This window comes from Massilia niastensis DSM 21313 (assembly GCF_000382345.1).
Lineage (GTDB): Bacteria > Pseudomonadota > Gammaproteobacteria > Burkholderiales > Burkholderiaceae_D > Telluria > Telluria niastensis.
Map to the genome: position 1 here is coordinate 226,226 of NZ_KB908076.1, position 24,399 is coordinate 250,624.

Sequence of the window (24,399 nt, forward strand, 5' to 3'; positions counted from 1 at the left end):
AAAACCCGCCCGGCTGGCGCCGGGCGGGTTTTTTGCGCAATTAAATTGCGTTAGAACGCTTGGTTGTAGCGGACGTAGACGAAGCGGTCCAGCGGCAGATCCGGATTCACCGACGAGGACGAGGCGGTGCCGCCATAGCTGCTCGATGCGCTGTAATTCACGCGCGGCTTCTTGTCGAACACGTTGTTGGCGCCGATCAGGATCTTGCCTTGCCACGGCAGGGAGTAGCCGATCGACAGGTCGCTGTAGACCATGGCGCTGTGGCGGTTGTAGCCGGTGCCCCAGCTGGTCTTCGCGGTCGGGTCCGAGCACTCGATCGACGTGGTCCAGCAACGGTTCTTCTGCGAGCTGTAGTAGCGGGTCGCGAAGGTGGCGCTCCAGTTGCCCAGGCTCCAGTCCAGCGCGATGTTCGACTTCACGCGGTAGGTATCCCACTCGCCGGCGTATTCGACCCAGTCCGCGGTCGCGGTGCTCTTGATCTTGTACGAGTCGATGTAGGTGGTTTCGCTGCGCAGGCCGAACTGGCCGTAGGCATTGCGCGGCAGGCGGTACGAGAAGCTCAGGTCGACGCCTTCGGTTTCCAGCTGGCCCAGGTTGGCGTTGCCGCGCGCCAGGTTGGTGATCTGGCCGGTGAGCGGGTCACGCTTGATCGCGTCGCAGAAGCCCTGCACGTTGTTGACGTAGCACTGGTTGATCACGTAGGTTGCCGAGACCGCGGTGATGCGGTTGTCGACACGGATGTTGAACCAGTCCACCGACAGCGACAGGCCCGGCACCCAGGATGGGCTGTACACCAGGCCCAGGGTGCGGGTCTTGGCGGTTTCCGGGGTCAGGAAGGCATTGCCGGCGCCGGTCTGGAACGGGGTCGGGGTCTGGCCGCCGCCCGCGGTGACCGGGGAACCCGCCTGGTTGACCTGGCGGAAGTTGGCCGGCACACCTTTCGCACGGCAGTTGGCCATGGTGGTCGCGTTGCTCTTCGCATCGCCGAAGGCGCTGTCGCAGGCGTCCAGGTAGGAGTCGAAGGATTGCGAGCCGCCGCCGAAGGTGTCGCCCACGGTCGGAGCGCGGAAGCCTTCGGCATAGGTGCCGCGCGCCAGCAGGTCCTTGATCGGCTTCCACATCATGCTGGCCTTGCTGTTGGTGGTCGAGCCGAAGTTCGAGTAGTCCGAATAGCGCGAGGCCAGGTTCAGGCTCAGGAAGTCGGCCAGCGGCACGCCCTTGAGCAGCGGGATGTTCGCTTCCAGGTAGGCTTCGCGCACGGTATAGCGGCCGATGGTGGCGTTGCCCGCCAGGTCGGTCGAATAGCCGGACTGCTCGAACTGGCCCGGACGGTCGTAGCCGCGCACTTCACGGTACTCGAGGCCGCCCGCCAGGCCGACGGCGCCGGCCGGCAGGTTGAACAGTTCGCCGGTCAGGTCGGCGGTGGCGCTGTTGACGGTCGAGCCGTAGGTGGACTGGCCGGTCGACATCACGTAGGCCAGCGCTTCGGGCGTGCTGGCCGACGGGCCGCCCAGGATATCCCAGGGCACGCACTCGGCCAGGGCGATCGGGGCCGCCGCGGTGCCGCACTGGACCACGCCGGAGGCGTTGCGGAACGATGGGCCGAGGGCCTTCTTCAGGTTCAGCAGGTTCAGGTTACCGGTGCTCAGCACGCTGCCGTCGACGCTGCTGTGGTTGTAGCCGACGCTCCAGTTCCACGGCAGGCTGCGCAGTTCGAATTCGCCTTCCAGGGCGGCGTCGATGTGCAGGGTGCGGTTGTTGTTGTCGGTCACGCGCGGCACTTCGATGGTGCGGCGGTAGAAGAACAGGTCCTGGGCGGCGGCGCCGGCGACCGAGCTGCCGTACGGGTTGTAGTAGCTGTTCCTGTCGATGTAGACCGGGAACTTGGCCTGGGCCGTCGAGCTCAGCGGATAGCCGGCGATCTGGCGCGACGAGTCGCGGTCGGCGTACATCGCGGTGGTGGTCAGGCGCATGTCGTAGGGCAGCGCGACCGAACCCTTGACGAAGATCGAGGTCAGCTTGGTCGGCGACGTGAACATCATCTGGCTGCTCGAGTTGAACACGTCGGGATCGTTGGTGGAGCGGTACGGATGGTAGTTGGCCGGGTTGCGCGAATCCTGGCCCACGCCGTCGCCGTTGTAGCTGCCGGTATGGTTCAGGATCTGGTCGAAGCCGCTGGCCGCGCCGGTGGCGCTGACCTGGCGGATACGGCCCCATGGGCCGCCGCCGAAGCCGGCGTTGTAGTGTTCCGGGCCGAAGCTGAACGAGGTGATGTCGCGGGTCTTGGCCCAGACTTCGCCCTGCTCGCTGTGGGTCAGGCCGAACATCAGCGACGCCTTCTCGTCGCCGGCGCCGTAGGAGAGCGAGTAATCCTTGGTCTTGCCGTCGTTCTTTTCGTTCTGGCCGACGTAGGCGCTGGCGGTGCCGCCCTGCATGGTCTTCTTCAGGATGATGTTGACCACGCCGGCGATCGCGTCCGAGCCGTAGATCGACGAAGCGCCGTCCTTCAGGACTTCGATGCGCTCGATCAGGGCCGACGGCACGGTCGACAGGTCGGTATAGCCGGCCACGGTCTGGGTCCAGCGCTTGCCGTTGACGAGCACCAGCAGGCGGTTCGCGCCCAGGTTGCGCATGTTGATGTACTGGCCGCCCTGTTCACGGTTCGAGGTCAGGGTCGAGCCCTTGCTGAAGGCCGGGGTGCCGGCCGAGGACAGGTTGTTGATGATGTCGCCGACGGTGACGAGACCGCTCTTCTGGATCTGTTCCTGGCTCATCACCTGGATCGGCTGGGCCGTTTCGAGGTCGACCTGGCGGATGCGCGAGCCGGTCACTTCCACGCGCTGCATGGCGTCCTGGGCCAGTGCGGTCATCGAATGCAGCGCGAACGCCACTGCCACCGCGATCTTGGTACGTTGTTGCATGTGCTCTCCATCTTTGCGTTCCCGTTGTGCGGGTACGGCTTTATATGTTTAGAAATACATCCCGTGTGAACCTGGGCGCACCGTTGTAACGGATATTGCCTGCCGTGAATACACGTATGTATCAGAGCATTTTGCGTTGTTTTATGTCAACGATGTTTCCAGGAGGATCTATCTAAAAAACAACAGATTGTGTACATATCTCTGACCAGAAAGTCAGCAGCAATCGATTGCGCATGAGCGGTGCAAAAATGTGCTTGCGGGCAGTAAAAAAGTGTGCGAGCCCCGGGAAGGGTGCGCGCGCCAGGAGGGAGATACGGAGAGGGGGGAGATACGGAGAGGGGGATGCCGCCCGGCCGGGCGGCGTTGGATGAGATGAGGAATTATTCGCCGAAGCAGGCCTGCCACAGGCGCAGCACGCTGTCCGGATGCCGGCCCACCAGGGGCGACTCCACCCGGGCCTTGTCCTGCCCCTGCAGGCGCACCTGGTGCTGCAGCTTGCGCATGGCGCGGTAGGCGTCGGCGACCGCCGTGGCGAGGTCGGCATCGATCAGGCCCAGTTCGCCGCAGGTGCGCAGCAGCGCGATGTTGCCGGCGTTGGCGGTCAGTTGCGGCCAGGCGCTGGCATGACGCAATACCAAATACTGGACGATGAATTCGATGTCGATCATGCCACCCGGATCGTGCTTCAGGTCGAAGAGGTCGGACCGGTTGACATTGGCGTCGCGCATGCGCTTGCGCATCCGCGCCACTTCGTCCTTCAGCTCCTCGGCCTGGCCGGCGCGGTCCTTGCGCAGCACCTGCTCGCGGATCGCCTCGAAGCGCGCGCCGATGGCGGCGTCGCCGGCGCAGAAGCGGGCGCGGGTCAGCGCCTGGTGCTCCCAGATCCAGGCCGCGCTGTCCTGGTAGCGCTCGAAGGCCTGCAGCGAGGAGACCAGCATGCCGCTGGCGCCGTCCGGACGCAGCGCGATATCGACGTCGAACAGGATGCCGGCCGCCGTATGCGCCGTCATCCAGGTGATGAAGCGCTGGGCCAGCTTGGCATAGTTGGGCGGCGCGTCCTGGTCGTCGTCGTCGTACAGGAAGATCACGTCGAGGTCGGACACGTAGCCGAGTTCCTTGCCGCCCAGCTTGCCGTACGCGATGACCGCGAAGCGCGGTTCCTCGCGATGGCGGGTGGCCACTGTGCGCCAGGCGTGGCGCACCGTGGCGCCGACGATGGTGTCGGCCAGCGCCGACAGGTGGTCGGCCAGGCGCTCGACCGAGAGCTCGCCGGCCAGGTCGAGCGCGAGCAGGCGGAACTGCTGGGCATGGTGGACTTCGCGCAGGATGTCGAGCTGGCGCTCGGTGTCGCCGGCCGCGTCAAGCAGCTGCTGGTCGAGGCTGGCGGCCAGCTCGGCCAGGTCGCCGGCTCCGTTGTTGCGGTCGTCCAGCAGCTCGTCGAGCAGCAGCGGGTGCTGGGTCAGGAAGGTCGCGGCCCAGCCGCTGGCATTGATCATGCGGATCACGCGCTCGAGCGTGTGCGGATACTCGGTCAGCAGCGACAGGTAGGCCGAGCGGCGCGCGATCGCTTCGAAGAAGTCGAGCAGGCGGCCCAGGGTGGCGCTGTGGCTGCCGATGCCGGCCTCGCCGACCACGGTCGCGATCTGGGGCAGGGCGCAATCGGCCAGGGCCAGCAGGCGCGCGCGGCTGGCCTCGGGCAGGCTGGCCATGCGCGGTCCCTGCAGGGTGGCGACCAGGCGCGCGGCGGCCCCCGCCGGGTCGTCGAAGCCCAGTTGCGCCAGGCGCGCTCCAATCGCTTCGTGGTTTTCCGGGTCGTCGGCCAGCAGCGGGCCTTCGGCCTCGGCGCTCTCGGCCTTGTCGGCGAAGATCGCGTCGAACTGGGCGGCGACGAAGCTGCGCTGCTCTTCGAGGCGCGCCAGCAGGGTGGGCACGTCGGGCAGGCCCATCATCCGCGCCACCGCCAGGCGGTCGGCGTCGTTGGCCGGCAGGGTATGGGTCTGGGCGTCCTCCAGGTATTGCACCCGGTGTTCGAGCTTGCGCAGGAAGGTATAGGCGTCCAGCAGGCGCGCGACGGTGTCGTGGGTCAGCAGTTCGCGCTCGGCCAGCAGGCGCAGGGTGGCGCGGGTCGAGCGCTCGCGCAAAGCCGGGTCGCGCCCGCCGCGGATCAGCTGGAACACCTGGGCCAGGAATTCGATCTCGCGGATCCCGCCGCGTCCCAGCTTGACGTTGTGGCTGCGTTCGGGGTGCAGGCGCTCCTGGCGCTTGACCTCGGCGCGGATCTGGGCGTGCATGTTGCGGATCGCATCGATCACGCCGAAGTCGAGGTAGCGGCGGAACACGAAGGGGCGCACGATCGCATCCAGGGCCGCGATGTCCTCGGGCGCGCCGGTGACGGCGCGCGCCTTGACCCAGGCGTAGCGCTCCCATTCGCGGCCCTGGACGATCAGGTATTCCTCGACCATGTTGAGGCTGGCGGCCAGCGGTCCCGACTTGCCGTTCGGCCGCAGCGCCATGTCGACCCGGAAGGTGAAGCCGTCCTCGATCACCTCGGACAGGGCGGCGATCAGCTTGCGCCCCAGGCGCACGAAGAATTCGTGGTTGGACAGCTGGCGCTGGCCGGGCCCGGCGGCGGTCTCGCCGTCCTCGGGGTAGACGAAGATCAGGTCGATGTCGGACGAGACGTTCAGCTCGCCGCCACCCTGCTTGCCCATGGCCAGCACCATCAACTGCTGGGGCCGGCCGGATTCCTCGCCGACCGGCATGCCGTGGATGGCCACCAGCTCGTCGGTGAGCGCGGCCGCGTGGGTCCGGATCGCGAAGTCGGCGAAGGCCGTCATCGCCGTCACCACCTCGTCGAGTTCGGCGCGCCCGTCCAGGTCGCGTTCGATGATGGCGCAGATCAGGAGATTGCGCAGGCGCCGCATGGCGCGCTCGAGCGGCAGGCCGGCCGCCAGCTCCCGTTCCAATACCGCGCCGAAATCGGCCCGGGCCAGCGATAATCGAGCCAGATCGGCGAGCTGCGCCGCACGGCCGGGCGCGGCGTCGAGCCAGCGTTGGTAGAAGCGCGACGCGCACGCCGGGGAAGCAGGGTTCATCTTTTGGATCCAAGCAATGGTTTGCGTTGCGGCAGGCGTGCAATGCGGTAGAATTGCCCGCCGTGCTGCCTGGGTCAGCATGATGGTAAGGTAGACGCCGCGACTGTTGCAAGCTGTCTGTTACTAAAGAAATAATTTGCGGGAATCTCCCTTACGGCGAGTTTGAGTTATTAGCACCTTGATGCACAACCCGGACCCGCAGGCTGCGCCCGCGCACCTGCCGCTCGCCGTGCGCTGGCGAAGGCTCCGTGCCGCCTATCGCATCGCGAACCTGGCCTCGCACCATGTGCTGGGGTTCACCATCAAGCTGCTCCTGCTGGTGTATTTCGGGCTGGCGGTGCTGTTCCTGGTGCTGCGCTACGCGGTGCTGCCGAATATCGATCTATATAAAGGCGACATCGAGCGCGCCGCCGGGCGCGCCCTCGGCAACCGGGTCACGATCGCCCGCATCGATGCTTCCTGGAAGGGACTGAACCCCTCGCTGTTCCTGGGCGACGTGCGCCTGCACGACCCGCGCGGGCGCCAGGTGCTGGCGCTGCCCTCGGTCTCGGCCACCGTGTCGTGGTGGAGCGTGGCCGCCCTCGAGCCGCGTTTCCAGTCGCTCGAGCTCCAGCGCCCGCACCTGGCGGTGCGGCGCGGCCTGGACGGCGTGGTCGAAGTGGCCGGCGTGCGCCTCGATGCGAAGGGCGAGGACACGGGCGGCGGCGACTGGCTGTTCCGCCAGCGCGAGATCGTCATCCGCGACGGCCGGGTCGACTGGACCGACGAGCTGCGCGGCACCCCGTCCCTGGAACTGAGCAAGGTCACCCTGGCCCTGCTGAACCGCTGGGGCACCCACCACTTCGCGCTGCGCGCCACCCCGCCGGCCGAACTCGGCCAACCCATCGACGTGCGCGCCCAGTTCCGTCACCGCTTCGGATCGAGCCCGTCGGACATGTCGCGCTGGAAAGGGGAGCTGTATGCCGACCTGCGCGGCGCCGACCTGGGCGCCTGGAAGCGCCATGTCGACTATCCGGTCCGGCTGACCCGGGGCCGCGGTTCGCTGCGCGCCTGGGTCAGCTTCGACCAGGCGCGCCTGGCCGGCTTCACCGCCGACCTGGCGCTGGCCAACGTGCATGCGCGCCTGGCCGAGGATGCGCCGGTGCTCGACCTGGCGCGCGTGACCGGCCGCCTGTCCGCGCGCGAGGAAATGCTGCCGGGCAAGGAAGACGGCAAGCCGACCTTCGGCGCCCATGGCCACACCGTCAGCCTGAGCGACTTCTCGGTGGTCACCCGCGACGGCCGGGCGCTGCCCCCGGCCACGATGGAAGAAACCTGGCGTCCGGCGCACCACGGCCGTCCCGAGCAGGGCGAGCTGAGCGCGCGCCAGCTCGACGTCGGCGCGCTGGCGGCGCTGGCCCACTACCTGCCGATCACCCGGCTGCAGCGCCAGCTGCTGGCCGACTACGCCCCGCGCGGCCGCCTGGTCGACGTGACCGCCGAATGGGAAGGGCGCTATCCGAACATCACCGGATTCCGGGTGCGCGGCGATGTCGCCGACCTGGGCGTGAATGCCCAGCCAGCCCGTCCGGCGCTGCCGGCCCGCCCCGGCGTGCCCGGGGTGCCGGCGCGGGCCGCGCTTCCCGGCTTCGACAACCTGACCGGCAGCATCGACGCCAACGAGCGCGGCGGTTCGGTGGCGATCGATTCGAGCAGCATGGTGCTGCGCATGCCGTCCTGGTTCTCCGACCCCGCCATGCCCTTCGACCGGATGCAGATGAAGGCGCGCTGGAACTACGAGCCGCAGCGCCAGCTGCTGGTCGAGGTCGACAGCTTCTCCTTCCAGCAGGGCGCGCTGAACGGCCAGCTGTCGGGCCGCCACCTGCTGCCGCTCGAACCCGGGCATGGTCCCGGCACCGCCGACTTCACCGGCAGCATCGACGGCTTCGAGATCGCCCAGGTCGGACGCTTCCTGCCGCGCGTCACGCCCGAGCACCTGGGGCACTGGCTGACCGGCGCCCTGCAGGGCGGCCGCCTGCGCGACGCGCGCCTGCGCCTGCGCGGCGACCTGGCCGAATTCCCGTTCCGCGCCAGCAGCCTGGCCGAGCGCGCGCGCGGCGAATTCAACGTCTCCGGGCGCCTGGAAGGCGCACGCCTGGAATACGCGCCCGGCCACCGGCATGCCGACGGCAGCCCGCTGTGGCCGCTGGCCGAACAGATCGACGGCAGCATCGAGTTCGACCGTGCGCGCCTGGAAATCCGCGGCGACACCCTGCGCACCCAGGGGGTGGCGCTGTCGAAGGTGAAGGCGGTCATCCCCGACCTGGGCGCGCACGAGAAAATGATGCTGGAAATCGAAGGCGGCGCCAGCGCCCCGCTGCAGGAATTCCTGCGCTACGTGTCGGCGTCGCCGGTGCTGGAATGGATCGGCCACTTCACCGAGGAGACGCGCGCCACCGGCAATGCGCGCCTGGGCCTGAAGCTGAGCATGCCGCTCGCGCACCTGCCCGATACCAAGGTGCAGGGCAGCCTGCAGCTGCTCAGCAACGACGTCAGCCTGTTCCCGGAACTGCCGCCGCTGCAGGCGGCGCTGGGCAAGATCGAATTCTTCGAGCGCGGTGTCAACCTGAACGGGGTCGGCGCCAGCTTCCTCGGCGGCCCGCTGGCCCTGGGCGGCGGCACCCAGCGCGACGGCGGCATCGTGATCCGCCTGGGCGGCACCCTGTCGGCCGAGGGCATGCGCCGCACCGCGCCGGCGCCGGCGCTGCGCCGCCTCGCCCAGCGCCTGTCGGGCAGCACCCGCTACACCGGCGCGGTGGTGGTGAAGGACGGGCGCCGCATGGTGACGGTGGATTCCAGCCTGGCCGGGCTCGGCCTCGAGCTGCCGGCGCCGCTGAACAAGCCGCAGGCCGATGCGCTGCCCCTGCATTTCACCCTGGCCGGCGAGCCCACCGTGGGCGGCGTCGGACGCGACGAGATCCGGGTGGCGCTGGGGCAGGGTGTGAGCGCCCGCTACCTGCGCGAGAAGCAGGGGCGCGGGCCCTGGACGGTGCGCCGCGGCGGCATCGGGGTGAACGTGCCGGCGCCGGAACCGGACAGCGGCATGATGGTCAACGTCAACATGAAGGCGGTCAACGTCGACCACTGGATCGCGGCCGGGAAGGCGATCGCCGGCGTCGGCGAAGACGCTGCGCCAGGCGCGGCCGATGGGGCGGGCGGGGCCGATTTCACCCAGTATGTGCTGCCGACGACCCTGGCGGCGCGCGCGGTCGAGATGACGGTCGGCGAACGCCGGCTGGCCGACGTGCTGGTCGGCGCGACCCATGCGGGCGACACCTGGCAGGCCAGCATCCATTCGCGCCAGGCGAGCGGCTACGTGACCTGGGCCGAATCGTCCAGCGGGCTGGGCAAGGTCACGGCGCGCCTGGCCTCGCTCGTGATTCCGGAATCGGCCGAGGCCGAGGTCAAGGACCTGCTCGAATCGAACCGGGGCGCGAGCGCCACCATCCCTTCGCTCGACATCGTGGCCGAGCATTTCGAACTGTTCAACAAGCGGCTCGGGCGCCTGGAGCTGCAGGCCAGCAACGTGCAGGCGCTGGCCGGGCGCGAATGGCGCATCGACCGGCTGGCGCTGGCCAACCCGGACGGTCAGCTCAAGGCCAACGGCCGCTGGCTGACCAAGGATGGCAAGAGCAACACCAGCCTGAATTTCGCGCTCGACATCGACGACGCCGGCCGCCTGCTGGACCGCCTCGGCTTCCCCGAGACCCTGCGCCGGGGCAAGGGCAAGATGGCGGGCGACATTTCCTGGGCCGGGCTGCCGTACGCCATGGACATCCCCAGCCTGTCGGGCCAGATCGAGATGAACGTCGAATCCGGCCAGTTCCTGAAGCAGGACCCGGGCGCGGCCAAGCTGCTGGGCGTGCTCAGCCTGCAGGCGCTGCCGCGCCTGCTCAAGCTCGATTTCCACGACGTGTTCTCGGAAGGCCTGGCCTTCGACGGCATCAGCGCCAACGCCATGATCCAGCGCGGCGTGCTGCGCACCGACAACCTCAAGATGCATGGCGTGGCGGCCACCGTGCTGATGGACGGCACCGCCGACATCGCCAACGAATCGACCAACCTGCGCGTGGTGGTGATCCCCGAATTCAACCTGGGCACCGGTCCGCTGGTGTATGGCCTGGCGGTCAATCCGATCATCGGCCTGGGCGGCTTCCTGGCCCAGCTTTTCCTGCGCGAGCCGGTGATGAAGGCGCTGACCTACCAGATGCAGATCACGGGGCCGTGGAAGTCCCCGACCATCACCAAACTCGAGAACCCTGCGCCGGCTGCTGCAAAGGCCGCGCGCCCCACAGCGAAGAAGGAGTGACATGACCACCGTAGCCGCAGTGCAAATGGTTTCCACCCCACAGGTAAGCGACAACCTGGCCACCGCCCGCCGCCTGGTCGGCGACGCCGCGCGCCAGGGCGCCGAACTGGTGGCCCTGCCCGAATACTGGCCGATCATGGGCCTGAGCGACAGCGACAAGGTCGCGCATGCCGAGCAGCCGGGCGCCGGCCCGCTCCAGGACTGCATGGCGGAACTGGCGCGCGAGCACGGCATCTGGCTGATCGGCGGCACCCTGCCGCTGGTCTCCAGCGACGCCGGCAGGGTGATGAACACCACCCTGGTCTACGACCCGCAAGGCGAGGCGGTCAGCCGCTACGACAAGATCCACCTGTTCGGCTTCAACAAGGGCAGCGAATCCTACGACGAGGCGCGCACCATCGTGCCGGGCGAGACCGTGGGCAGCTTCGACGCGCCGTTCGGCCGGGTCGGCCTGTCGGTGTGCTACGACCTGCGCTTCCCCGAACTCTACCGTGCGATGGGCGAGTGCGCCCTGATCGTGGTGCCGGCCGCGTTCACCCACACCACGGGTCTCGCGCACTGGGAAGTGCTGCTGCGCGCGCGCGCCATCGAGAACCAGTGCTACGTGCTGGCCTCGGCGCAGGGCGGCGTGCACGCCAGCGGCCGCCGCACCTTCGGCCACAGCATGCTGGTCGACCCCTGGGGCGAGGTCAAGGCCGTGCTGCACGAAGGCGAGGGCGTGGTGTGCGGCGAACTCGACCCGGGCTTCCTGGCGCGCGTGCGCGAAAGCCTGCCGGCGTTGCGCCATCGCAAGCTGTAAGCGCCACGGCCAGCCACCGCGAGCCATCGCAAGCCGGCACCAGGGCGGCGCGCCGGGTGCGTCCCCCGTCCTGTACGAAGCTTGCGGATATGGCACAATGCCCTCTCTATACGAGAAAGACCGCAAAATGACTCCATTCGAACCGAACCTTTCCTCCATCGCCGTCGCCCGCGACGTGCTGTTGACGCCTTTCGGCCTCGACGAGGGCAAGCTGCTGCGCGCGCTGGGGACGATGTTTACGCACAAGGTCGACTATGCCGACCTGTACTTCCAGTTCACCAAGAGCGAAGGCTGGAGCCTGGAAGAGGGCATCGTCAAGACCGGCAGCTTCTCGATCGACCAGGGCGTCGGCGTGCGCGCCGTTTCCGGCGACAAGACGGCGTTTTCGTATTCCGATGAGATTTCCGAGAGCGCGCTGCTGGACGCGGCCGCGGCCACGCGCACCATCGGGCGCGCCGGCGCCGGCCGCGTGAAGATCGCGGGCGCCGCCCAGCCGACCGGCGGACGCTCGCTCTACCTGCCGCACGATCCCCTGGCCTCGCTCGATGCGACCGCCAAGGTGAACCTGCTCGAACGGGTCGAGAAGATGGCGCGCGCCAAGGATCCGCGCGTGGTGCAGGTGATGGCCAGCCTGGCCGGCGAATACGACGTGGTGCTGGTGGTGCGCAGCGACGGCGTGCTGGCGGCCGACATCCGCCCGCTGGTGCGGGTCTCGGTGACCGTGATCGCCGAACAGAACGGCCGGCGCGAAGTCGGCTCCTCGGGCGGCGGCGGCCGCTACGACTACGGCTACTTCAGCGACGAGGTGCTCGACCGCTATGCGACCGAGGCCGTCAAGTCGGCCTGCGTCAACCTGGAGGCGCGCCCGGCGCCGGCCGGCCCGATGACCATCGTGCTGGGACCGGGCTGGCCCGGCGTGCTGCTGCACGAGGCGGTCGGCCACGGCCTGGAAGGCGACTTCAACCGCAAGGGCTCGTCCTCGTATGCCGGCATGATCGGCCAGCGCGTGGCGGCCAAGGGCGTGACCGTGGTCGACGACGGCACCCTGCAGGACCGCCGCGGTTCGCTCAACATGGATGACGAAGGCAACCCGACCCAGTGCACGACCCTGATCGAGGATGGCATCCTGAAGGGCTATATCCAGGACACCATGAACGCGCGCCTGATGAAGATGCCGGTCACCGGCAATGCGCGCCGCGAATCCTTCGCCCACCTGCCGATGCCGCGCATGACGAATACCTACATGCTGGCCGGCGACAAGGATCCGCAGGAAATCCTGGCCTCGGTCAAGAACGGCCTGTATGCGGTGAACTTCGGTGGCGGCCAGGTCGATATCACGAACGGCAAGTTCGTGTTCTCGGCCAGCGAGGCCTACATGATCGAGGACGGCAAGATCACCTATCCGGTCAAGGGCGCCACCCTGATCGGCAACGGTCCGGACGTGATGAACCGCATCTCGATGATCGGCAACGACATGCGCCTGGATTCGGGCGTCGGCGTGTGCGGCAAGGAAGGCCAGAGCGTGCCGGTCGGCGTCGGCCAGCCGACCCTGCGCATCGACGGCGTGACCGTGGGCGGCACCGGCTGATCGACTCGCGCCTGAATGACAACGCCCGGTGTCTCCACCGGGCGTTGTTGTTTGTGGGCCGGGAGTAGGGTGGACGGCTATGCCGTCCACGCGTTCATCCGACTCGTCCTGTAGCTATCACCGCGTGGGCGGGAAGACCCGCCCACCCTATTAGAACGAGTAGCGCGCCCCCAGGGTAAAGAAGCGCCCGATCGCGCCGTAGTAGTCGACCGGGTTGTACGACACCGCGCCATACGTCAGCGGATCGAGCGGCGCCTTCTTGTCGAAGACGTTCTGGATCGAGCCGAACACTTCCCAGCGCGGTTGCGGCTTCCAGCGGAACACCAGGTCGACCGTCGTGAACGAGGACAGTTCGCAGTCGGTCGGGGCGTCGTCGCCGTTGGCGAAGTGGAAGGCGCAGCCGTCGGGATCGTCCTTGAACAGCGTGTTGTCGATCGGCGCGCGGTAGTTCACGTTGGCCGACACGCGCCAGTTGCTGCGCTCCCAGGTCGTGCGGAAGTTGACCTTGTGGTCAGGCGTGCCCACGCAGTTGGTGACGTCGCAGTTGCCGTGCGTGCCCGCGAAGTCGCGCTTCGTACCGTCCTGCTCGGTACGCTCCCATTTGTCGAGGTAGGTGTACTTGATGTCGAACACCAGGTTGCCCCATTCGCTCGGCAGCTTGAAGCTCTGGCGCGCGTCGAGGTCGATGCCTTGCACCTCGGTGCGGGCCGAGTTGACGTAGCGCGCCAGCACCGCCGTGATGGCGCCCGGATCGCCCGGGATGCCCGGTTCGGCGGTGCTCGGGTCGCGTCCCACGTTGCCGTTCGCGATCGCCGCGTCGATCTGCTCCTGGTTGATCTCGTTGGTGCGCCGGATCTTCCAGAAGTCGAGCGAGATGCTGGTGCGCGGCAGCGGATCCCAGATGACGCCGACGTTGTAGCTGCGCGAGCGCTCCGGACTCAGGTCCTGGTTGGGCGAGGTGATGATGGCGACGGCCGCCGGATTGCAGGCCGCTTCCACGCCCAGGCTGCAGCGGATCGGATCGGTGGCGGTGGAGAAGGCGGCCAGGCCGCCCTCGCCGTTCTCGGCCGCGCTCGGCGCGCGGAAGCCGCGTGCGAAGGTCGCGCGCAGCGCGAAGTCGCGCCGCGGATTCCACTTCACCCCGACCTTCGGCGTGTAGGAACTGCCGACATCGGTGAAATGGTCCCAGCGCATGGCGCCGGTCACTTCCAGGCCGGGCAGCACCGGCGCCAGCAGTTCTCCATACAGCGCGGAGATATTGCGCTGGCCATCGTAGGCCGAATAGCCGAGGCCGATGATGTTGCCGCGCTCGGTGCCCGCGGTCGGTTGCAGCTCGGCCGATTCGTGGCGGAACTCGCCGCCGACCGCGAGCCCGATCGCGCCGCCGGCCAGCTTGCCGAACTCGCGCGAGGCCTTGAAGTCGATCTGGGCGATCTCGGTCTTGGCGTCGTTCTCGATCGACGGCGACAGCGCCGCGTACACTCCCGGCGAGTTCAGGCCGGCGTTCTCGGCGATGCGCCAGACCGTGCCCGGCGGCAGCGCCCGGTAGGCGGCGCTGTTCGCCGTGGCGGCCGCCACGTTGGTGGGCGAGGGATCGAGCAGGGCGAAGGTGACGTCGCGCTGCAGGAAGCCGCCGCGCTCGTTGACCACCTTGCTGCGCGAGTACAGCAGCGAGGTGTCCCAGTCCCAGGGTCCGTACTTGCCGCGGATGCCGACCAGTGCCCGGATGAAGGTCGACTCGATGTCCGAGAAGCGCGGTCCGACGTCGGCGGCCAGGTAGCGCAGCCGGCCGGGGCGGCCGAAGTAGGGGTTGTCGGGGTGGGCCGCGCCGAGCTGGGCCCCGGCGTTGCTGACCGGCCCGCCCGGGAAGCCGACCGAGGCGCTGACCGAGGAGGGCGTGGTCGAGGACTGGGTCAGGCTGTGGTAGAGGTTCAGCTCGGTGTAGGCCTCCATGTCCGAACCCAGCTTGAGGGCGCCGCGTCCGAAGGTCGAGATGTATTCGCTATCCGGCTGGATCTGGTTGTACAGGAAGGCGGCATCGACCAGGCAGCCGCCGAGCGGGTCGCCCTGCGGGTGGTTGGTGAAGTTGCTGCAGGCGGCGCCGGGGAAGGTGCGGGTGAAGCCTGCGCCCGCCAGGTTGCCGCGGTTGAAGTAGTCGAAGGTGTCGGGATTGCGCACGTTGCCGTTGATCGCATTGCCGGCGGCGTTGTTGCCGGTGATGGCGCCGGTGCCCCCGAGGAGTTCCTGGGCCGAGAAGCCGTACGGCCGCAGGTCGACCTTGCCGATGTAGTCGCGGTTGCCGCGCTGGCGGTTGAAGATCTCCTGGGTATGCTTGTACTCGACGGTGAACAGCACGTTGTAGCGGTCCGCCTCGAGGTCGCCCCAGCCCCAGGTGAGGGCGGCCTGGTGCTGCTGGCCGTCGCCGGCTTCGCCGGTGCCGATCAGCGCGCGCGCGGTGGAGCCCTGGTAGTCGCGCCGCAGGATGATGTTGACCACGCCGGCGATCGCATCGGAGCCGTAGATGGCCGAGGCGCCGTCCTTCAGGATCTCGACCCGCTCGACCGCGTCGGAAGGAATGACGTTCAGGTCGGCGAACACCTTCTGGCCGTCGTCGGCCAGGCCGTAGGGCGCCATGCGGCGGCCATTGAGCAGCACCAGGGTCGAGGCCGTACCGAGGCCGCGCAGCGAGATGCCGGATGCGCCGGCCGCGAAACCGGCGCCGAAGTTGACCGGCACCGAACCCTGGTTGTCGACGGCCAGGGTTTGCAGCAGTTCGGCGACGGTGGTCTTGCCGGAGCGCTCGATGTCGGCGCGGTTAACGGTCAGCACCGATGACGCGGTCTCGGCCTGGGCGCGACGGATGTTCGAGCCTGTGACTTCGACGCGGGCGATCGGTTTGGGCGCGGGATCCTGCGCCAGCGCTTCGACCGGGATGGCCATCAGGGCCAGGCCGGCGGCGCCGCCCCCGGCGAACAGCCGGCGGACGGAGCGTGAGAGAGGGGTTTCGGTCATGTTCCGGACTCCAAGGATGGGTGGACCCGGCCGCGCCAGCGTTGAAAAAGAATGGGTTCTTCAACTACCGAGTCCTGCTCCAATCAACCCACCCGTGCGCGGCACTCGGGGATGTGAATCGACTCTTGCGTCCATCAGCATGCGACGGGCACATGATCAATGTCAAACGTGCCATCATCGTTGTTCACAATTGTCTGTTTGTCGCCACTGATCGTTTTCCATCCGCGACGCCGCGAGCAGACAAAGAGCTTGCCAATCTTCACGCATTGTTGTTATAGTCAATTAACCAAACCGGACGACCTCCATGCGCCAGAACGTTTTCTTTACCTGCTTTTTTTACTTTAGCCATTCCAGCCCCTTGGCGGTGGAGTAGCGGCAGGTTCACGCGATAACGAACAGTCCCAGCAAATCCAGACAAACCGCCAGCGATGGCGGTTTTTTTATTTCCAGCCTAGACACGACGAAACGGAGAACAGCATGCCTCGCACCGACGACTTACGCATCCGCGAAATGAAGGAACTGACGCCGCCTTCGCACCTCATCCGCGAGTTCCCGGTGGGCCCGGTGGCCGAGCAGACCGCCGCCAGTGCGCGCATCGCGCTGCACCGCATCCTGCACGGCCAGGACGACCGCCTGATGGTGGTGATCGGTCCGTGCTCGATCCACGATCCGAAGGCCGCGCTCGAGTATGCGCGCCGCCTGGCCGAGCAGCGCGTGCGCTTCGCCGGCGAGCTCGAGGTGGTGATGCGGGTCTACTTCGAGAAGCCGCGCACCACGGTCGGCTGGAAGGGCATGATCAACGACCCGTACATGGACAACAGCTTCCGCATCAACGACGGGCTGCGCATGGCGCGCGAACTGCTGCGCGACATCAACGAGCTGGGCCTGCCGGCCGGCACCGAGTTCCTCGACGTGATCAGCCCGCAGTACATCGCCGACCTGATCAGCTGGGGCGCGATCGGCGCCCGCACCACCGAATCGCAGGTGCACCGCGAGCTCGCCTCCGGCCTGTCCTGTCCGGTGGGCTTCAAGAACGGCACCGACGGCAACATCAAGATCGCGGTGGAAGCGATCAAGGCGGCGTCCCAGCCGCACCACTTCCTGTCGGTGACCAAGGGCGGGCACTCGGCGATCGTGTCGACCGCGGGCAACGAGGACTGCCACATCATCCTGCGCGGCGGCAAGGCCCCGAACTACGACGCCGCCAGCGTGGAGGACGCCTGCCGCCAGATCGCGGCCCAGGGCCTGGCCAGCCGCCTGATGATCGACGCCTCGCATGCGAACAGCTCGAAGAAGCCGGAGAACCAGGTGCCGGTGTGCGCCGACATCGCCAGCCAGATCGCGGCCGGCGACGACCGCATCGTGGGCGTGATGGTCGAGTCGCACCTGGTCGCGGGACGCCAGGACCTGGTGCAGGGCAAGGAGCTGACCTACGGGCAGTCGGTGACGGATGGGTGCATCGACTGGGAGACCAGCATCGGCGTGCTGGAAGGGCTGGCGGCGGCGGTGCGCCAGCGGCGCCTGCGCGAAGAAGAATAAGCAAGGCGCTGTCATCCTTGCATATTGAAGAGGCCGATCGCGGCCCGGAGAAATTGCTCAGCTGAACTGATGCGCCCGCCGTCCAGCGCCCATTGCCAGCCGAGATAGTTGGGCAGGTAGCGCGAGGCGACGCCGTGGAAGCGCGCCAGCCATTCGCGAAAACGCCGGTGGTAGGCGTTGACGTTCTGCACGTGGATGGCGCCACGCAGCCGCTCGCCGGCGCGCAGGTTGACGGCGTGATGCGCGATGCCGGCTTCCCGGGCAAAGGCGCGGTAGGCGGCGTGCGAGTCGGTCACGAGCCGCGCCGCCTGGCCACGCCGCCACGCTTGCGCGGTGGACGATCGAGCTTGCGCGATCCCTTTTGCGATTCGAGCAGGAACTCCAGGTAATCAAGCCATTTCGCGCGGTGCCGCAGCCGCGCCAGCGGCGTGCCGGTGAGGTCGTTGAAGGTGCGCCCGCACTGGCGGCAGCGGTAGCGCTGCAAGCCATTGGCATGGCCGTGCCGGTGGCAACACTTGCTTGCGCAGGCGGGACAGCAGCGCCGGGCCGCCCTGGCCTGCGCGATCGCTTCGACGACCCGGTCCAGGCCGACGGCCGGACGCAGGGCTTGCAGCACCTGAGCCCGCTGGGGCCGGGTCAGCCCGGGCAGCCGTTTCAGCCACCTCTTGAAACCCGGCGCTTTCATCCTGCCTCCGCCCTCGATCCGATAGGCGTTGGACCAGGCAAAAGCTCGACAGTTCATAGCGGACCAACAGCTTACGGTGACAGCGCCATAAAAAACGGCGCACCGAAGTGCGCCGTTTTTGCCTGTACCGTAGAGTTTTAGAACTTGGCGGTCAGGTTGAGGAACACGTGACGGCCCAGTGCGTCAAACACCTGCGGATAGGTGTTGCCGTTGCCGAACACCGCAGCCACGACACCGGTCACCGGCGGATCCTTGTCCAGCGCGTTGTTCATGCCGGCGCGGAAGGTCAGCGTCTTGTTGATCTGCCAGCTGCCCACCAGGTCCAGGTAGTTGCGTGCGCCCAGGCGTTCGTCGGCCGGCTCGAAATCGGTTGCCAGCAGGGCGTTGCCGCTGGTGGCGTCGAGCTTCACGCCCTTGATGTAGCGCCAGGTCACGCCCAGTTCCACGCCGTTCCACGGGGTGCCCCAGACGGCGCGCACCTTGTGGCGCCACTTCGGCAGCGGGGTGCCGCAGGTGGTGCCGTGCAGGCCGGCGCAGTCATACTCGCCCGAACCCGGGAAGTCTTCCTGCTTGAACTCCTTCAGGTAGGTGCCGATCAGCGACAGGTCCAGGTTGCCCCAGGCGCCCAGCTTCATGCCGTAGTTCACACCCAGGTCGACGCCCTTGGTCGAACGCATGCCCAGGTTCTCGTTGAGCGCCAGGATATGCGCGCCCGGCAGGGCCCACAGGGTGCCCAGGCGGTCACGCGGGATCAGCCAGCAGAACTTCGGATCGCCGGTCTGGAGACACTGGGTCAGGGTGGTCGCGGCCGGCTGAGGATCGATGACGCCCTTGACCTTCATGTCGAAGGCATCGATGGTCATCGACAGGTTGCGCATCGGCTGCAGCACCAGGCCCAGGGTGAAGGAATCGGATTTCTCCGGAGCCAGGGTGGAGGTGCCGCCCGAGATCTGGTTGTACTGCTGGGCCGGGCTATCCTCGATGCGGCCATACTGCGCCGCGGTCACGCCGGTCAGCGCGCACTGCGCCGGGGTCGCCGACGGGGTCGGGCCCGCGCACGGGTCTTCCGCCATGCCGAACAGGCTCAGGCCCTGCGGGGTGAACAGTTCCACCACGTTGGCGGCGCGCGCCGCGCGCTGGTAGCTGAAGCGGAACTTGGCTTCACGCACCGGGGCCCATTCCGCGCCGAAACCATACGAGCTGGTCTTGTGACCGGTCGAGTAGTCCGACTTGCGGTAGGAAGCGGTCAGGGTCAGCGAATCCGCGAACGGCAGCTTCTCGAGCACCGGGATGCGGGTCTCGACATAGTAGTCGCGCACGCTGAACTGGCCGGCCACGCCCAGGGTCGGGCCGCCCTGGCCGGCCAGGTCGCCGGACTCGAACGCGGCGTCGGTGGCCAGGTCGAGCTTCTCGGTGCGGTGTTCCCAGCCCAGTGCGATGCCCACGCCCTGGTTGCTGGTCGGCAGCTTCATGCCGTACTCGCCCAGGTCGGACGACAGGTTGATGCCCTGCACGGTCTGCGAGGTGCTGCCTTTCTGGAACCCCGGGGTCTGCAGGTACTTCAGCGCCTCAGGCGTGACGCCGCCCAGCGCCCAGATGTTGTACGGGACGCAGTTCGGGTCGGTGCCGTTGACCACGCTGCGGCACACCGGCGTGCCGTTCGGGCCCATGACGACGTCGACCGCACGGGCGCTGCGCGCGATCGAGAAGTCGTTCAGATAGTTCTCGGTGAACAGGACCTTGCCGACCTGGGCGAACACGTCGTAGTTCCAGTTCGCGACATCGCCCTTGATGCCGACCACGCCGCGGTAGGAGGTGTGGCGCTGGTCGTCCTGACGGCCGCCGCCTTCGACGTTGCGGCGGAAGATGACCGCATCGGCGGTGTCGCCAGGACCGGTCAGGCCGAGCGCGTTCTTCCAGGCGGTCGACAGGAATGGGTTTTCCCAGCGGATCGCGGCCGCGCCCGAGGCGTCCAGGCCGAACAGGCCCGAAGGAGCGATTTGCGCGACGGTATGGTCGTCGTGGAAGCTGGCCTCGGTGTACAGGCGCGCGTTGTCGGTGAGGTCGTAGTGGCTGAACGCGCTGAAGGTGTAGCGCTGCGACGGACGGCGGAAGTAGTTCAGCGGACCAAAATTGTACTGGTCGGTCGCGGCCACACAGGGGCGCACGCCGCCGGCCGCATTGGCCACGGTGACCTGGCCGGAATCGGTGAAGAAACGGCCCGGGAAGCTGGTGCCCGAACCGCCGCAGTTGAAGGTGTTGCCCGAGCTGAAGCCGTCCAGCGAGCAGGCCGAGAAATCGCGCTCGGACTGCAGCAGCGGATCTTCCTTCTTGTAGCCGAAGTAGAGCACGGCATTGCCCTTGCCGTCGGCGAAGTTACCGCCCATCAGCAAACTGATGTCCTTGACCTTGCCGTCGGCGCCCTTGTCGCCCGGCAGCGGGAAGTTGCGGCGCTTGTTCGCGTCGGCGACCGGTCCGCCATTCTGCTGGTGGTTGTAGAACTGGTAGTTGCTCTCGATCTGAACGCCCTGGAAGTTGTCGTTCATGATGAAGTTGACCACGCCGGCCACCGCATCGGAGCCGTAGATGGCGGAGGCGCCGCCGGTCAGCACTTCGACGCGCTTGATCAGCGCTGCCGGAATCTGGTTCAGGTCGGCTGCGGTGTTGCGCGGGCTGCCGGCAGGCAGGCGGCGGCCGTTGACCAGCACCAGGGTGCGGTCGGCGCCGAAGTTGCGCAGGTTGACGGTGGCGGTGCCGGTCGAGCCGTTCGAGATCGAGCCGCCCTGGTCGGCGAACACCTGGGGCAGGTTGTTCAGCAGGTTTTCGACCGATTTCACGCCTTCCAGCTTGATGTCCTTGGCGCCCACGACGGTCACCGGGCTCACGCTTTCCAGGTTCGCGGTCGCGATGCGCGAACCGGTCACTTCCACGCGCTGCAGTGGCTGGCCTGCTGCTGCCGGCGCCGCTTCCTGCGCATAGGCGGCCGAGACGGCAACCGCCATGCCGCTTGCGAACATCAATCTTACTGATCGAGATATCACTCTTTCAACCATCATATCGCATCTTCCCTGTAGTCCCTGCGGGCGGATCGCGCCTGCACAGTGTGTTTTTAATGAAGGCCGTGATGAATAATTCACGGCATTTTTTTACTACGAGGCAATAAAAACATGATGTAAATACAGTGTCAATCGTAAAATCTTGACTAGCTTTAAAAACAACTAGCTTGCACAAATGTATTTACAGCCGGGCTCATTAATGTTACTGATGGGTAAATATCTTTTGCCTGGGTAGATAAAAAAAGGGCGGTGATTGCTCACCGCCCGTGATTGCTCACCGCCCCAGGCGTGGTCGGGTGAGTCGCAGGACTCACCCAGGGTTCAGCTCATCAGAACTGGTAACGCGCACCCAGCTTGAAGTAGCGGCCGATCGCGCCGCTCGCATCCATCGGGTTGAAGCTCATGCCGCCGTAGGTCAGCGGATCCAGCGGAGCAACCTTGTCGAACAGGTTGCTGACCGAACCGTACAGTTGCAGCTGCTTGCTCACGTTGTAGCGGGCCGACAGGTCCAGGGTCGTGAACGAAGGCAGGCGGCAGCCGGTCGGGGCCGGGGCGCCGTTCGCGAACTGCGAGGCGCACAGGTCGCCCGCGAAGCGCGTGTTCTCCATCTCGCTGCGGAAGTTCGCGGTGGCGGTCAGGTTCCACGCATCGCGGTCCCACGACGCCACCAGGCTGCCCTTGTTCTTCGGCGTGCCGGCGCAGTTCGAGGTGTCGCAGTTGCCGTGGGTGCCGGCAAACTGGTACGCAGTGGTGGCGTTCTCGGCGCGCAGCCAGGACGAGATGTGGGTCCAGGTCAGGCCGACGGTGGCGCGGCCGTAGTCGCCCAGGCGGAAGCGCTGCTTGATGTCCAGGTCGATACCCTTGACCTCGGTGAAGCTCGAGTTGCGGTAGGGCGCGCGCGACAGCAGCAGGGTGCCGGTGTTCGGGATCGCCACGCCGTTCACGACCAGGTTGTTGTCGCTGCGGATCGCGGTCGGCAGGGCCGCCGCTTCGTTGTACGGCAGCGGATTGATCTCGTTGCTGCGCTTGATCTTCCAGGCGTCGAGCGCCACGCTGGTGCCGTTGAACGGATCCCAGACCATGCCCAGGGTGTAGCCCTTCGACTCTTCCGGCGCCAGGTCCGGATTGCCGATCTTGACCGCGCCGATCGTGATGTTGCAGTCGGCCTCGGTGGCGCCGCCGGCCGCCGGGCGGCCGCCCGGGCAGCGGATCGGGTCGCGCACCGAAGAGTTGCCGGTGCTCTGGCTCTGCACGCCGGATTCAGCCGGTCCCGGCGCGCGGAAGCCTTCCGAATAGGTGCCGCGCAGCGCGAAGGTCTTCAGCGGCGTCCACTTGACGCCGACCTTCGGGGTGGTCGAGTTGAAGTTCTCGTACTTGTCGTAGCGCACCGCCGCGCTCAGCTCGACGTCCTTGACCACCGGAGCGGCGATCTCGGCGTACAGCGCGTAGATGTCCTGTTCGCCCTTGGCGGCCACGTAGTTGGTGTTGATGGTGCCGTCCTCGGTGCCCGACAGCGACGGGTTGTCCAGCTTCTCGCGGCGGTATTCGGCGCCGACCGCCAGGCCCAGGGCGCCGCCCGGCAGCTGCATCAGTTCGCGCGAAGCCTTGAAGTCGAGGATGTCGAGCTGGGTGGTCGAGTGCGACCTGGCGTCCTGCACCATCGCCTGGTACAGCGAAGCCGGGTTCTTGTAGGCCTGGTTGCCGATGTAGTACGGGAAGAACTTGCTCTTCGGGTCGCCCAGCGCGGCGCTCAGGACCCGCATGTTGAGCATGTTGCTCCAGGTCAGGTCCAGGGTCGAACGCGAGTGGTTATAGGCGGTGTCGTAGTCCCAGCCGAAGGCCTGGCCCTTGATGCCGACCACGAAGCGCGCGAACTGGTTGTCGGCCGAACGGGTCGAGGGGCCGACGTCGAAGGGCGAGTAGCGCAGGCGGGCGTCGACGCCGAAGGGATTCTGCGGGTGGGTCGCGTCGAGCACGGTCGCGCCCGGGCCGGAGTTGTAGTTGTTGATGCCGCCCGGGAAGGCGAAGATGCCGCTGGCCGCCACCGGCGTCAGGGTGAACGAGGTATCGCGGCGCGAGTAGCCCAGTTCGGCATAGGCCTGGTGGCCGCCGTCCAGGTTTCTGGTCAAGCGGGTGTACAGGTTGAAGCCGTCGATGTCCGGCGTCATCGAGCGGAACTGGTCCTGGTGCCACAGGCAGCCGCCGGCCGGATCCTGGTACTTGACCGGCGACAGCTGGGAGCAGCCCGGCAGCGAGACGAAGTTGCCGGTGACCGGGTCGCGCACCGAACCGACCGGGCTCGGCGAGGCATTGCCAGGGGTGATCCAGCCGCCCGCGAACTGGGTGTTCTGGGCATAGCCCCATGGACGGATGTCGCCCGCGCCGATCCATTCGCGGCGGCCGGCGCGGTCGCGGTTCTGGATGCCCTTGTTGGAATACACCTCGGCGTTGAACAGCAGGTTGTAGCCGTCCTCGTCCAGGTTGCCCTTGCCGTAGGTCAGGGTCGCCTTGCCGGTCTCGCCATCGCGGTAGCGCGACTGGCCGGCTTCGGCCTTCAGCGCCACGCCGGTGAAGTCCTTGCGCAGGATGATGTTGACCACGCCCGCGATCGCGTCCGCGCCATAGGTCGCCGAGGCGCCGTCCTTCAGGATCTCGATGCGCTCGACCGCTTCCATCGGCACCGTCGACAGGTCGGTGAAGCTCTTCTGGCCGTCGTCGGCGCGCGCGAACGGCGCCATGCGGCGGCCGTTGAGCAGCACCAGGGTCGAGGTCGCGCCCAGGCCGCGCAGCGAGATCGCGGTGGCGCCGGCGGCGAAGCCGTTGCCGAAGCCGGTCGGCAGCGAGCCGGCGCCGTCCGCGGTCAGGGTCTGCAGGTATTCGGAGACCGTGCCCTTGCCCGACTTGGCCAGGTCTTCGCGGCCAATCACCTGGATCGGCGAAGCGGTCTCGGCGGTTGCACGCTTGATGGCGGAACCGGTGATCTCCACGCGCTGCATTGCGCCACCGGTGTCCTGCGCCATGGCCGGCGCCAGCGCGGCGCTGGCCAGGGCGAACGATACTGCTTGAGCGATTGCTGTTTTTTTATACATCTCAACTCCAACAAGGTAGGAAAGGCAGACTACATTGTGTAAAAATACATATTCTTACGACGACATATTCATGGGTGAATAACCCTTGGTTATGCCGATAAACTAATGAGTCTCTCTCGCTTCCAGAAAAGTTTAGAATGGTTGTTTTCTGGGAGCGGCGTTATCAGACCACCTGCCTTGCCCAAGCGTCAATACGCAAAATGATGCATATTGCGTAAATACAACGTTTGACTGTCGGTCAACGGAAGGGCGTACCTGTCAATGCAA

The 24,399-nt window shown here is 67.1% G+C and carries 9 protein-coding genes and 1 pseudogene; 4 read left to right on the forward strand and 6 right to left on the reverse strand.

Going from position 1 to position 24,399, the window contains the following annotated elements:
- Positions 1-50 precede the first annotated feature (50 nt).
- Positions 51-2,921 carry a TonB-dependent receptor domain-containing protein gene (locus tag H162_RS0100985; protein WP_020651574.1) on the reverse strand — a complete coding sequence of 957 codons (2,871 nt, stop codon included), beginning with the start codon at positions 2,919-2,921 and terminating at the stop codon, positions 51-53.
- Between the two features lie 380 nt (positions 2,922-3,301).
- Complete coding sequence (gene glnE, locus H162_RS0100990; RefSeq protein ID WP_020651575.1) at positions 3,302-6,016, reverse strand: bifunctional [glutamate--ammonia ligase]-adenylyl-L-tyrosine phosphorylase/[glutamate--ammonia-ligase] adenylyltransferase; 2,715 nt, start codon at positions 6,014-6,016, stop codon at positions 3,302-3,304.
- A gap of 181 nt (positions 6,017-6,197) precedes the next feature.
- On the opposite strand from glnE, the gene H162_RS0100995 reads away from it, so the two are divergent.
- From H162_RS0100995 to tldD, 3 genes are all read left to right on the forward strand, one after another.
- Positions 6,198-10,364 carry a YhdP family protein gene (locus tag H162_RS0100995; RefSeq protein ID WP_020651576.1) on the forward strand — a complete coding sequence of 1,389 codons (4,167 nt, stop codon included), beginning with the start codon at positions 6,198-6,200 and terminating at the stop codon, positions 10,362-10,364.
- Position 10,365: 1 nt separating this feature from the next.
- Positions 10,366-11,163: a carbon-nitrogen hydrolase family protein gene (locus H162_RS0101000; RefSeq protein WP_026354086.1), complete on the forward strand. Its 798-nt coding sequence runs from the start codon at positions 10,366-10,368 to the stop codon at positions 11,161-11,163.
- A gap of 127 nt (positions 11,164-11,290) precedes the next feature.
- Complete coding sequence (tldD, locus tag H162_RS0101005) at positions 11,291-12,751, forward strand: metalloprotease TldD (RefSeq protein WP_020651578.1); 1,461 nt, start codon at positions 11,291-11,293, stop codon at positions 12,749-12,751.
- 150 nt (positions 12,752-12,901) lie between these two features.
- Here the strand turns inward: tldD and H162_RS0101010 are convergent, their stop codons facing one another.
- Positions 12,902-15,763 carry a TonB-dependent receptor gene (locus H162_RS0101010; protein ID WP_020651579.1) on the reverse strand — a complete coding sequence of 954 codons (2,862 nt, stop codon included), beginning with the start codon at positions 15,761-15,763 and terminating at the stop codon, positions 12,902-12,904.
- Positions 15,764-16,240: 477 nt separating this feature from the next.
- Here H162_RS0101010 and aroG point away from each other — a divergent pair, with 477 nt between their 5' ends.
- Positions 16,241-17,302: a 3-deoxy-7-phosphoheptulonate synthase AroG gene (gene aroG / locus H162_RS0101015; protein ID WP_020651580.1), complete on the forward strand. Its 1,062-nt coding sequence runs from the start codon at positions 16,241-16,243 to the stop codon at positions 17,300-17,302.
- Between the two features lie 11 nt (positions 17,303-17,313).
- Here the strand turns inward: aroG and H162_RS29840 are convergent.
- The 3 genes and pseudogenes from H162_RS29840 to H162_RS0101030 all read right to left on the reverse strand — a co-directional run bounded on the left by H162_RS29840 (position 17,314) and on the right by H162_RS0101030 (position 24,132).
- Positions 17,314-17,987, reverse strand: a pseudogene (locus H162_RS29840) (transposase).
- Positions 17,988-18,124: 137 nt separating this feature from the next.
- Complete coding sequence (locus tag H162_RS0101025) at positions 18,125-20,989, reverse strand: TonB-dependent receptor domain-containing protein (RefSeq protein WP_229451877.1); 2,865 nt, start codon at positions 20,987-20,989, stop codon at positions 18,125-18,127.
- Between the two features lie 383 nt (positions 20,990-21,372).
- Entirely contained in the window at positions 21,373-24,132 is a 2,760-nt protein-coding gene (locus tag H162_RS0101030; protein ID WP_026354087.1) for a TonB-dependent receptor, read from the reverse strand.
- Positions 24,133-24,399 lie beyond the last annotated feature (267 nt).

Excerpts from the sequence above, each read along its gene's own strand:
- H162_RS0100985 (WP_020651574.1), bottom strand. The coding sequence starts at position 2,921 with ATGCAACAACGTACCAAGATCGCGGTGGCAGTGGCGTTCGCGCTGCAT.
- glnE (WP_020651575.1), bottom strand. The coding sequence starts at position 6,016 with ATGAACCCTGCTTCCCCGGCGTGCGCGTCGCGCTTCTACCAACGCTGG.
- aroG (WP_020651580.1), top strand. The coding sequence starts at position 16,241 with ATGCCTCGCACCGACGACTTACGCATCCGCGAAATGAAGGAACTGACG.
- tldD (WP_020651578.1), top strand. The coding sequence starts at position 11,291 with ATGACTCCATTCGAACCGAACCTTTCCTCCATCGCCGTCGCCCGCGAC.
- H162_RS0101030 (WP_026354087.1), bottom strand. The coding sequence starts at position 24,132 with ATGTATAAAAAAACAGCAATCGCTCAAGCAGTATCGTTCGCCCTGGCC.
- H162_RS0101000 (WP_026354086.1), top strand. The coding sequence starts at position 10,366 with ATGACCACCGTAGCCGCAGTGCAAATGGTTTCCACCCCACAGGTAAGC.
- H162_RS0100995 (WP_020651576.1), top strand. The coding sequence starts at position 6,198 with ATGCACAACCCGGACCCGCAGGCTGCGCCCGCGCACCTGCCGCTCGCC.
- H162_RS0101025 (WP_229451877.1), bottom strand. The coding sequence starts at position 20,989 with ATGGCGGTTGCCGTCTCGGCCGCCTATGCGCAGGAAGCGGCGCCGGCA.
- H162_RS0101010 (WP_020651579.1), bottom strand. The coding sequence starts at position 15,763 with ATGACCGAAACCCCTCTCTCACGCTCCGTCCGCCGGCTGTTCGCCGGG.